10 protein-coding genes are annotated in these 10,860 nt (G+C 72.4%); 1 reads left to right on the top strand and 9 read right to left on the bottom strand.

The window, feature by feature from the left end:
* Positions 1 to 151: 151 nt before the first annotated feature.
* The 9 genes from ESO86_RS05710 to ESO86_RS05670 form a co-directional block, all read right to left on the bottom strand.
* Positions 152 to 1,147 carry a glycerophosphodiester phosphodiesterase gene (locus ESO86_RS05710; protein WP_129233983.1) on the bottom strand — a complete coding sequence of 332 codons (996 nt, stop codon included), beginning with the start codon at positions 1,145 to 1,147 and terminating at the stop codon, positions 152 to 154.
* Positions 1,148 to 1,225: 78 nt separating this feature from the next.
* Positions 1,226 to 2,713, bottom strand: a complete 1,488-nt coding sequence (locus ESO86_RS05705; RefSeq protein WP_129233981.1) for an SDR family oxidoreductase — start codon at positions 2,711 to 2,713, stop codon at positions 1,226 to 1,228.
* Positions 2,714 to 2,746: 33 nt separating this feature from the next.
* Entirely contained in the window at positions 2,747 to 2,986 is a 240-nt protein-coding gene (locus tag ESO86_RS05700) for a hypothetical protein (protein WP_129233979.1), read from the bottom strand.
* Between the two features lie 10 nt (positions 2,987 to 2,996).
* Positions 2,997 to 3,857 carry an aldehyde dehydrogenase family protein gene (locus tag ESO86_RS05695; protein WP_129233978.1) on the bottom strand — a complete coding sequence of 287 codons (861 nt, stop codon included), beginning with the start codon at positions 3,855 to 3,857 and terminating at the stop codon, positions 2,997 to 2,999.
* Positions 3,854 to 5,416 (bottom strand): aldehyde dehydrogenase family protein, encoded by a 1,563-nt coding sequence (locus ESO86_RS05690; RefSeq protein ID WP_129233976.1) that lies wholly within the window; start codon positions 5,414 to 5,416, stop codon positions 3,854 to 3,856. The genes ESO86_RS05695 and ESO86_RS05690 overlap by 4 nt, the downstream gene beginning before the upstream one ends.
* 17 nt (positions 5,417 to 5,433) lie before the next feature.
* On the bottom strand, positions 5,434 to 6,441 hold the full coding sequence (deoC, locus tag ESO86_RS05685; protein ID WP_129233975.1) for a deoxyribose-phosphate aldolase: 1,008 nt from the start codon (positions 6,439 to 6,441) through the stop codon (positions 5,434 to 5,436).
* Between the two features lie 33 nt (positions 6,442 to 6,474).
* Complete coding sequence (locus tag ESO86_RS05680; RefSeq protein ID WP_129233973.1) at positions 6,475 to 7,419, bottom strand: sugar-binding transcriptional regulator; 945 nt, start codon at positions 7,417 to 7,419, stop codon at positions 6,475 to 6,477.
* 125 nt (positions 7,420 to 7,544) lie between these two features.
* A complete protein-coding gene (locus ESO86_RS05675) occupies positions 7,545 to 8,759 on the bottom strand; it encodes an MFS transporter (RefSeq protein WP_129233971.1) in 1,215 nt (404 codons plus the stop codon).
* A gap of 55 nt (positions 8,760 to 8,814) precedes the next feature.
* Positions 8,815 to 9,432, bottom strand: coding sequence for a TetR/AcrR family transcriptional regulator (locus ESO86_RS05670; protein WP_165307361.1), 618 nt, complete (start codon positions 9,430 to 9,432; stop codon positions 8,815 to 8,817).
* Between the two features lie 80 nt (positions 9,433 to 9,512).
* Here ESO86_RS05670 and ESO86_RS05665 point away from each other — a divergent pair.
* Positions 9,513 to 10,860, top strand: a 1,348-nt coding sequence (locus ESO86_RS05665; RefSeq protein ID WP_129233967.1) for a DHA2 family efflux MFS transporter permease subunit, incomplete at its 3' end; no start/stop codon positions are given.

Here is a 10,860-nt window from a genome sequence, read left to right as displayed (position 1 = left end):
GGCGCGGTGGCCGCGGTCGCCGCACCGGACCTCGTGCGCTTCGTGCTGTTCTCCGAGCGCATGCACGCGACGTTCGCGGATGCCGCGGCGCGGCTCGGCGCCGACGTGGTCGTGCTCGGCTGACGGCGGGTCGTGCGCGCGGCGTGCCCGGTCAGGTGCCGGGCGAGGTCGAGGCGATCCACGCGTCGAGGTCGCTCGGCTGGTCGGTGATGATCCCGTCGACGCCGAGCGCGCTGACCTCCTCCCAGCGGTCCTGGCTGTTGAGCGTGTAGCAGAGCACGGCGATGCCGGCCTCGTGCGCGACGTCGATCGCCTCGGGTGCCGCGGTGACGGATGCCGCGGTGGTGCCGAACCCGATGACGCCGAGCTGCTCGGCGAGCGGCACCGGGTCGGCGGGGAGCTCGCGGATGAGCATGATCCTCGGCGTGGTCGGGGCGACCCGTTGGATGGACTGCAGCGTCTCGATGCTGAAGCTCTGCAGGACCACCCGGCCGCGCAGGCCGTGGCGCTCGACGAGGTCGAGCACGATCCGCACCTCCTCCGGGGTCCAGTCGGCCTTGAGCTCGACCAGTGCGCGGGCGCCCTCGCGCTCCGCGAGCGCCGCGAGGAAGGTCTCGAGGGTCGGGATGGGCTCCCCCGCCCACTCCGGGGAGTACCAGGCGCCGGCATCGATCCGCTCGAGCCGTTCGAGGTCGAGGTCCTCGATGCGCGCGTCGCGTCCGGCGATCCGCTCGAGGTCGGTGTCGTGGAAGAGCACGGGTACGCCGTCGCGGGTGAGGCGCACGTCGGTCTCGACGTAGGCGAGCCTGTCCATCGCGAGCTCCAGTGCGGGCATCGTGTTCTCGGGCGCCTGGGAGCGGTCGCCGCGATGGCCGATGATGGCGGCGGCGTCTCCGGGTTGGCGGAGGGCGCCGAACACGTCGATCGCATACACGCCGGTCGGCGTGGAGGCGCCCCAGAGCGTGGCGGCCATGGCGACGATGCCGGCGACGGCGAGCGGGATGCGGATGAGCGGCCTCGGCGGGCGCGCGAGCCCGCGGATGCCGTCGCGGCCGGACGGACGGGGAACCGGGGTGGCGACCTGCTGGGCGCTGGGTCGATCGGGGGCCGCGGTCGCTGGGTCGACCGCGTCTCGAAGGTGACGCACTGATCGGGCCTTTCCACGATCCGCGCCTCCTTGCACGGGACCGTGCAGGTCACCCTAGCAAACGCCGTTACCGTTTCGTTACTTTTTTCCGGCGACGTCGGATTCCCGGCTGACGGAGGCCTCGGCCTCGGCCGTGATGCGATTCGCCATGCCCGCGAACACGATCCCGTGGAACGGGACGACCGCCCACCAGTAGAGGCGACCCGCCAGCCCCTTCGGGAAGAAGACGGCGCGCTGGCGGTACCGCGAGCCTGCGCCGTCGGGTTCGGCCGACATCTCGAGCCACGCGCGCCCCGGCACGCGCATCTCCGCCCGGAGGCGCAGGAACCGCGGGCGCTCGATGTGCTCGACGCGCCAGAAGTCGACCGCGTCGCCCGGATGCAGCGTGTCGGGGTCCCGCCGTCCGCGGCGGAGGCCCACCCCGCCGAACAGCTTGTCGATCCAACCCCGGACCGCCCACGCCAGCGGGAACGAGTACCACCCGTTCTCGCCGCCGACGCCCTCGATCACGGCCCAGAGGGCCTCGACGGGCGCGGCCGCGCCACGCTCCCGGTGGTCGGTGTAGACGGTGTGGCCCGCCCAGTCGGGGTCGCTCGGCAGCGGGTCGCTCGGGGCGCCCGCGACCTCGGCGTTGCGCCAGCTCGTCTCGACCTCGCCCGACTGCTCGCGCTCGAGCGCGAGCCGGACCGCTCGGCGGTACGGCGTCAGCCCCTCGGCGGGCGGCGGGATGACGTCGTCGATGTCGTGCTCGCGCATGACGCAGTCGAACTGGAGGGACTCGATGATCGGGACCGCGATGCGTCGCGGGATCGGGGTGACGAGGTTCACCCACTGCCCGGCCAGCCACGGCGTGAGCACGGGCAGCGCCGCGATCGGCCGCTGCCGCAGGCCGGCCTCGACCGCGTAGCCGTTCATGAGCTGGCCGTAGCGGAACACGTCGGGCCCGCCGATGTCGAAGGCGCGATTGACCTCGGGCGGGACCGCCGCGGCGCGGATCAGGTAGTGCAGCACGTCGCGCACCGCGATCGGCTGGATGAAGTTCCGCACCCACCGGGGCGCCGGCATGTACGGGAGCACCTCGGTCAGGTGCCGGATCATCTCGAACGACGTCGACCCGGACCCGATGACGACGCCCGCCTGGAGGACGATCGTCGGCACGCCCGAGGCGAGGAGGATCTCGCCGACGCGCACCCGCGAGCGCAGGTGACGGGAGAGGCGTCCCGCCGCGGGATGCAGCCCGCCGAGGTACACGATCCGTCGCACTCCGTTGCCGGCGGCGTGCTCGGCGACGTTGCGGGCGATCGAGAGCTCGAGGTCCTCGAAGTCCCCGCGACCGCCCATCGAGTGCACGAGGTAGTAGACGACCTCGACGTCGCGCATGGCGCGGTCGACGGCCGCCGCGTCCATCAGGTCGCCCGCGACGACCTCGACGTCGCCCGCCCACGGGACGTCGCGCAGCCGTTCGGGCCGGCGCACGATGACGCGGACCTCGTGTCCGGCCTCGACGAGCCGCGGTACGAGGCGTCCTCCGATGTAGCCGGTCGCCCCCGTCACCAGGACCCGCACGTCGGCCCTCCCCTCGTCAGGCGTCGCACGGGCTCAGCCGTGCTCGTTCCCCCGACGATAGTTGCCGCTCGCCCGGGCGAGGAGGTGCTGCGCCTGTGAATCGTCCGCACGTTGCAGCGCCGCCACGAGCTTCACGGCGGAGCGCCCGCCCACGGTCATCACGGCACGGCCGCCGCGCAGCACGATCACCGCGCCGTGCCCGGTCACCCGATAGTCGAACGGGTCGGCGACCAGCCGCCCGCGCTCGTCGGAAGCCCCCTCGCGCCCGGACATGGGCTCTCGCCTACCGCAGGCTCTTCGTGTGCCAGACCGTCTTCGTCTCCGTGAAGGCGGCGATGCGGTCGAGCGCCGGTGCCGCGGCATCCGGACCGGGCTCGGGGCGCAGCACGCGCTTCAGGGTGTCGGCCGCCGCGATCTCGAGGTCGACCCAGTCGAGCTCGCCTGCGCCGACGAGGTCGAGCGCGTTGACGTCGGAGTGGCTCGCCAGCCACGGCGCGATCTCGGCGGGCGAACCCGTCAGCACGTTGACGACGCCCTTCGGCACGTCGCTCGTCGCGAGCACCTCGGCCAGGCTGATCGCCGAGAGCGGGAACCGCTCGCTCGCGACCACGATCACCGCGTTGCCGGCCACGAGCGCGGGCGCGACGGCGGAGACGAGCCCGACGAGCGAGGAGTCCTGCGGCGCGACGATCGCGACGACGCCGGTGGGCTCGGGCACCGAGATGTTGAAGTACGGCCCGGCGACCGGGTTCGCGTTGCCGGCCACCTGCGCGAACTTGTCGGCCCACCCGGCGTACCAGACCCAGCGATCGATCGCCTCGTCGACCTGCGCACCGGCCTGGGCGCGCGTGAGCCCCTCGGCCTCCTCGATCTCCGCGGTGAATTGGGCGCGACGGCCCTCGAGGAGCTCGGCGATCCGGTAGAGCACCTGGCCGCGGTTGTAGGCGGTCGCACCGGCCCATCCGGCGACCGCGCCGCGCGCGGCCACCACGGCGTCGCGGGCGTCCTTCCGCGAGGCCTTCGCGGCGTTGGCGAGGAACCCGCCGTCGGCCGAGCGCACCTCGTAGGTGCGACCGGACTCGCTGCGCGGGAACGCGCCGCCGATGAACAGCTTGTAGGTCTTGGGCACGGCGAGGCGGCTCACTTCGCGGCTCCCTTCTTCGCGGGGCGGGCAGGTCGTCGCGTTCGCTTGGACGGCTTCTCGTCGCCGGATGCCGCGCTGGAGGCCTCGACGGCGCGCGGCGCGGTGCGACCGCTCGAGGTGACCGATGCGGGCGAGAGGTACGCGCCGAGGCCGTGCCGTCCGCCCTCGCGGCCGTAGCCCGACTCCTTGTAGCCGCCGAACGGGCTCGACGGGTCGAAGCGGTTGAAGGTGTTCGCCCAGACCACGCCGGCGCGCAGCTGGTCGGCGACCGCGAGGATGCGGCTGCCCTTGTCGGTCCAGATGCCCGCCGAGAGGCCGTACGGCGTGTTGTTCGCCTTCGCGATGGCCTCCTGCGGCGTGCGGAACGTGAGCACCGAGAGCACCGGCCCGAAGATCTCCTCGCGCGCGATCCGGTTCGAGGTCTGCACGTTCGTGAAGATCGTCGGCGCGTACCAGAACCCGTTCTCGGGGATCTCGCACGGCGCGCTCCAGCGCTCCGCGCCCTCGGCCACGCCCGCGTCGGAGAGCTCGCGGATTCGCTCGAGCTGCTCGCGCGAGTTGATGGCGCCGATGTCGGTGTTCTTGTCGAGCGGGTCGCCCAGGCGCAGCGTCGACAGGCGCTGCTTCAGCCGCTCGACGACCTCGTCGTGGATCGACTCCTGCACCAGCAGTCGGCTCCCGGCGCAGCACACGTGGCCCTGGTTGAAGAAGATGCCGTTGACGATGCCCTCGATCGCCTGGTCGATGGGCGCGTCGTCGAACACGATGTTCGCGGCCTTGCCGCCGAGCTCGAGCGTCACCTTCTTGTGGGTGCCGGCGACCTGCTTCGCGATCGCGCGGCCCACGGCCGTCGAACCGGTGAAGGCGACCTTGTCGACGCCGTCGTGGCCGACGAGCGCCGCACCGGTGTCGCCCGCGCCCGTGATGATGTTCACGACGCCCGGCGGCAGGTCGGCCTGCTGCACGATCTCGGCGAAGATGAGCGCCGTGAGCGGCGTCGTCTCGGCGGGCTTCAGCACCACCGTGTTGCCGGCCGCGAGCGCCGGGGCGATCTTCCACGCGAGCATGAGCAGCGGGAAGTTCCACGGGATGACCTGGGCGGCCACTCCGAGCGCCTTCGGGTTGGCGCCGAGCCCGGCGTAGTCGAGCTTGTCGGCCCAGCCCGCGTAGTAGAAGAACCACGCCGCCACGAGCGGCACGTCGACGTCGCGCGACTCCTTGATCGGCTTGCCGTTGTCGAGCGACTCGGCGACGGCGAGCTCGCGGGCGCGCTCCTGGACGAGGCGCGCGATGCGGAAGAGGTACTTGCCGCGGTCGCGACCGGTCATCCGAGACCACACGCGATCGTGCGCGCGGCGGGCCGCGGCGACGGCGTCGTCGACGTCGGCCGCGTTCGCGTTCGCGATCGTCGCGATCCGCTCCTCGCTCGCCGGGGAGACGGACTGGAAGGGGGTGCCACGACCGTCGACGAACTCGCCGTCGATGAAGAGGCCGTACTCGTCGCGGAGCGAGAGGATCGCCCGCGACTCGGGGGCGGGTGCGTATTCGAGGAAGCTCATGATGCGGTGCTCTCGTCTCAGTCGATCGTCACGTAGTCGGCGCCGGAGTAGTGGCCGGTCGCCATCTTCTGGCGCTGCAGCAGCACGTCGTTCAGCAGGCTGGAGGCGCCGAACCGGAACAGGTGCGGCTGGAGCCACTCCTCGCCCACGGTCTCGGCGACCGTCACGAGGTACTTGATGGCGTCCTTCGAGGCGCGGATGCCGCCCGCGGGCTTGACGCCGATGCGCTGGCCGGTCATCAGGTGCCAGTCGCGCACGACCTCGAGCATGAGGAGGGTGACGGGCAGCGTCGCGGCGGGCTGCACCTTGCCGGTCGAGGTCTTGATGAAGTCGCCGCCGGCGAGGATCGACAGCCACGATGCGCGGCGGACGTTGTCGTACGTGACGAGCTCGCCGGTCTCGAGGATCACCTTGAGGCTCGCGCTCGTGCCGTCGGGGCGCCGGCACGCCTCCTTCACCGCGGCGATCTGGTCGAACACCAGGCCGTAGCGGCCCGCGAGGAAGGCGCCGCGGTCGATGACCATGTCGATCTCGTCGGCGCCGTTCGCGACGGCCTCGGCCGTGTCGGCCAGCTTGATCTCGAGCGAGGAGCGACCGGACGGGAACGCGGTCGCGACGGCCGCGACCGAGATGAGGCCGTCGTCGGGATCGCCGTGCACCGAGCCCAGGGCGTCCACCGCGTACGGCACCATGTCGCCGTAGACGCAGACGGCCGCGACGCGGGGCGTCGTGGCATCCGCCGGGTCTGGGTTCATCGCCTTGGCGACGAGCGAGCGCACCTTGCCGGGGGTGTCGGCGCCCTCGAGCGTCGTCAGGTCGACGAGGGAGATGATGCGGTCGAGCGCCCACTTCTTGGAGGACGTCTTGATGGAACGCGTGCCGAGGCCCGCGGCGCGCTGCTCGAGGCCGACGGCGTCGACGCCCGCGATGCCGTGGAGGTACCTGCGGAGCGTGGCGTCGTCGGGCTCGCCGCCGAGGACGGCGAGCGCGCGCTCGCGCGCGGTGACGAGGGAGGTGCCGGACATGGTGGGTGACCTGTCTTTCGTGGTGCGGCCGGATCAGCCGTCGAGGAGGTGGAGTGCCGTGGCCTCGTCGGTGACGAGGACGGAGCAGAGGCCGGAGCGCACGACCGCGTCGGCGACGGCGTGCTTGCTCCGCCCGGCGATCACGGCGATGCGGAGGCGTCCGTCGCGGACGTCGTCGAGCGTGAGGCCGACGGTCCGCGCATCGAGTGCGGGGTCGACGATGTTGCCCTCCGAGTCGATGTAGCGGCCGACGACGTCGCCCACGGCGCCCTTCTGGACGAGCAGGTCGACGTCGGCCTCGGTGAGGTAGCCGCTCTCGATGTGGACCGAGGTGTGATCGGCGGGGCCCGCGCTGAACAGGTACGCGTCGGCGGACCGTGCCAGCTCGATGACGCCCGCGACGACGCGATCGGACTCGATCGCCTCCTTCGTCGCGAGGTGCTCGAGGATGGCGGGGCTGGGAAGCAGGGTGGCGCTGCCGCCGCCCTTCTGGGCGATGGCCACCGCGGTCGCCGCGGCGGTGCCCGCGCGGCGGTTCAGGCTCACGCCGCCGTTGATCTGGACGACGTTGACGCCGGTCGCCCAGCCGTTGCGGAGGTGCTGGGAGATCTCGAACAGGGTGCGACCCCAGCTGACGCCGAGCGTGCGCGGCACGGGCCGGAGCGCCGTGAGGTAGTCGGCCGCGGCCTGGGCGGTGCGCGCCTGCAGTTCGTCGGGCGACGCGACGCCGGCCGACGAGACGACGATCGCGTCCTCGAGGCCGCGTTCCTCGCGGAGTCGCCGTTCGATCGGCAGTCGCCGGGCGCGCGGATGCAGGATCTCGATGCGGATGAATCCCTGCTGCTTCGCCTGGGCGAGCAGTCGGCCCACCTTCCAGCGCGTGAGCCGGAGTGCCTGGCCGATCTCGTCCTGCGTCTTGTTCTCTTCGTAGTAGAGCTCTGCCGCGCGGATCGAGAGGAGTTCGTCGGTCTCGTCCATTCGTCTCCTTCCGCCACGTCCAGCGTAGGCAGCCGATCGCGCATCGGCAACACTCGCGTGGAAGTCTGCTCACATGAGCACACTCGACCGGGTCACCCGCCCGGATGCGGCATCCGACGATCGAGTCAGCGCGAGCGCTCGTCCTCGAGGAACCCCGAGCGAGCCACGACCAGTCCCGCCACGACCGCGGGGACGGCCGTCGCGAGCAGCAGCAGCAACGGCACGGTCCACGACCCGGTCGCCTCGTGCAGGAGTCCGACCGCGACCGGACCCAGCGCGACGACGACGTAGCCGACCGACTGCGTGAAGCCGCTGAGGGCGACCGAACCGGCGTGCGTGCGCGTGCGGAGGTTCACGAGCACGAGCGAGAGCGGGAAGAGCAACGGGCCCGTGCCCGCGAGCGCGACCCACAGCCAGGTGGCGACGCCGGGTGCGACGAGCAGGCCGGTCCACCCCGCGGCGATCGCGACCGCGGCGACGCCCACCATGGCGCGGACCCGGCCCGGCCTGGTCGCCAACCTCGGGACCACCAGCGAGACGGGCAGGCCCATGGCGGCGTAGAGCGCCAGCAGCGCGCCGGCCGCGGCCGGATTCGTCCCCGCGGTGTCCGCGAGCATCGCCGGCAGCCACGCGAACACCGCGTAGGCGTTGAACCCGGCGACCGCGAACATCGTGGCCATCGCCCACGCCAGCGGCGACCGGAAGGCGTGCCGGAGCAGGGCCGGCCGGGCCTCCTCGGGCAGCGCCGCCGGTGCCGATCGGCGCGGATGCACCAGCAGCACGACCCACGGCACGATCGCCGCCAGCGCGACGACGGCCCAGATCTCGAACGAGGCGCGCCAGCCCGCCGCGTCCGCGACCGGGACGGCCACGAGCGGCGGCACGAACGTGCTCACCGCGAGCGCCGTCACGTACAGGGAGGTCACGAGCCCGATGCGATCCGGGAAGTACCGCTTCACGAGGGGCGGCAGCAGCACGTTGCCCACGCCGACCGCCGCGAAGGTCAGGGTGCTCGCTGCGAGCAGCCACCAGGCGGAGCCCGCGAGCCCGCGGCCGACACTGCCGAGGACGAGGGCGACGAGCGCGGCGACGAGCACCGGCTCGAGCCCGAACCGGCGCGTGACGACGGGGGTCGCGATGCCGAACAGGGCGTAGCAGAGCGGCGGCAGCATGCCCAGCACCGCCACGAGCGCCGTCGAGACCGGGATGTCGCGCTCGACGAGGTCGAGGATCGGCGAGAGCGACGCGACCGCGGTGCGCAGGTTGAACGCGACGAGCAGGATCCCGAGCAGCGCGAGGGTGCGACCGTGCCAGAGCGGCCTCGTCGCCTCGGGACCCATCAGCCGAGTCTCGGCACGCGCCCACCGCCCGCCCGGGAGGGCCGCGGCCGGATCATCAGGCGGACGCCCGCTCGAGCACCTCGGCGACGTGGGCCCCGAAGGTGCAGTCCATGAGCTCGGCCGCATCGCGATCGCGCTTGGCCGCGAGGCCCACGCCCGAGGCGAGCAGGGTGTTGATGAGCATCCCGTCGGCCAGGAACCGGTGGATCTGATCCGGCGTGAACCCCGCCTCGTCACGGAGCATGCGGAACACCTGCAGGAAGCCGTCCCGCGCGACCGGCCCGATCACGGGGTCGGAGCCCATCATGAAGCCGTGGAGCAGCGTGAGCAGCGTTCCGCGGTCCTCGACCAGCTCGAGGTAGGCCTCGCCGAGTCGTGCCTCGCGGGCCTCTCCGTCGCCGTCGCCGCCGGCATCCGCCCCGGCGTCCGCCTCGGCGAGCGCGGCGCGGAAGGCCGCGAGCAGCCGTGCGAGGGTGCGGCGCAGCGTCTCGATGAAGAGCTGCTCCTTGGTGCCGAAGAGCCTGACGACGTAGGGCTGGCTGATGCCGGCCGCCCGAGCCACGCGGTCGGTCGTCGCCCCCGCGTATCCGAGCTCGCCGAAGACGGTCGTGGCGGCCGCGAGGATCTGCTCGCGACGCTCGTCGGCCGGGATTCGCTCGGATCGTGGCGTCATGCTTGACATGTTATCAGTCGATAACTACATTGCGTGGTTGTAATCATTCGATTACTTCAATCCAGTGAAACGAGCTCCTGATGCCATCACCACGCCGGGCCCCCGTCTGGCTCATCCTCCTCGCGACGTCCCTGCCGATGTTCATGGCGTCGCTCGACAACCTCGTCATCACCAACGCCCTCCCGGTCATGGCCGCCGACCTCGGCGCCGGGATCGAGGAGCTGCAGTGGTTCCTGAACGCCTTCACCCTCGCCTTCGCGACGTTCATCCTCCCCGCGGCAGCGCTCGGGGACCGCCTCGGCCGCCGCACCGTCTTCCTCGCCGGCATCGCCGTCTTCACGGCCGCGAGCGTGCTCACGGCGCTCAGCACCGAACCGTGGATGGTCATCGGCGCCCGCGCCTTCCAGGGCCTCGGCGCCGCCGCGATCATGCCGCTCTCGCTCACGCTCGTCGCCGGCGCGGTGCCGGCGCACCGGCGCCCGCTGGCGATCGGCATCTGGGGCGGTGTCTCCGGCCTCGGCGTCGCACTCGGCCCGCTCGTCGGCGGCGCCGTCATCGAGGGCTGGAACTGGCAGTCCATCTTCTGGATCAACGTGCCGATCGGCATCGTGGCGTTCCTCCTCGCCCGCCTCGTCCTCGACGACGTGCGGGGCGAGCGCCGACCGATCGACGTCCTCGGCGTCGGCCTCGCGGGCGTCGGCGTGCTCGGCCTCGTGTTCGGCATCGTCCGCGGCAACGAAGCGGGCTGGACCAGCGCCGAGGTGCTGCTCCCCCTGGTCACCGGGGCAGTGCTGCTCGTCGCCTTCCTGCTGTGGGAGGCCCGCGCGAACGCGCCCGTGCTGCCGCTGTCGCTCTTCCGCGACCGGAGCTTCAGCGTCGCGAACGCGGTCGGGTTCACCTTCAGCTTCGGCGTCTTCGGGGCGATCTTCCTGCTCGTGCAGTTCCTGCAGGTCGTCCAGGGGCGCAGCGCGCTCGAGGCGGGCCTGATGACGATGCCGTGGACCCTGGCGCCCATGTTCGTCGCACCCCTGGCCGGCCTGCTCGCCCCGCGCATCGGCACGCGCGCCCTGATGGTCGCCGGGCTCGCGGCCCAGGCGACGGCGATGTTCTGGATCGCCGCCACCCTCAGCGAGGACGTCGCGTACCCGGCCCTCGTCCCGGCGTTCGCACTCGCCGGCATCGGGATGGGCCTCGTGTTCGCGCCGATGGCGACGGCGGTGCTCGCCAGGATGCCCGAGCGCGACCACGCGAAGGCCTCCGGCACGAACTCCACGCTCCGCGAGATCGGCGGCGCACTCGGCGTCGCGGTGCTCACCGCGGTCTTCACGGGCGCCGGCGGCGCGCTCACGCCGACGGCGTACGTCGACGCCGCGATCCCCGCGGTCGCGACCGGCGCGGCCGTGCTCGCCGTCGCAGCCGTGCTCGCCG

This window comes from Agromyces binzhouensis (assembly GCF_004135055.1).
Lineage (GTDB): Bacteria > Actinomycetota > Actinomycetes > Actinomycetales > Microbacteriaceae > Agromyces > Agromyces binzhouensis.
This window is presented reverse-complemented; position numbering and strand designations above follow the sequence as displayed.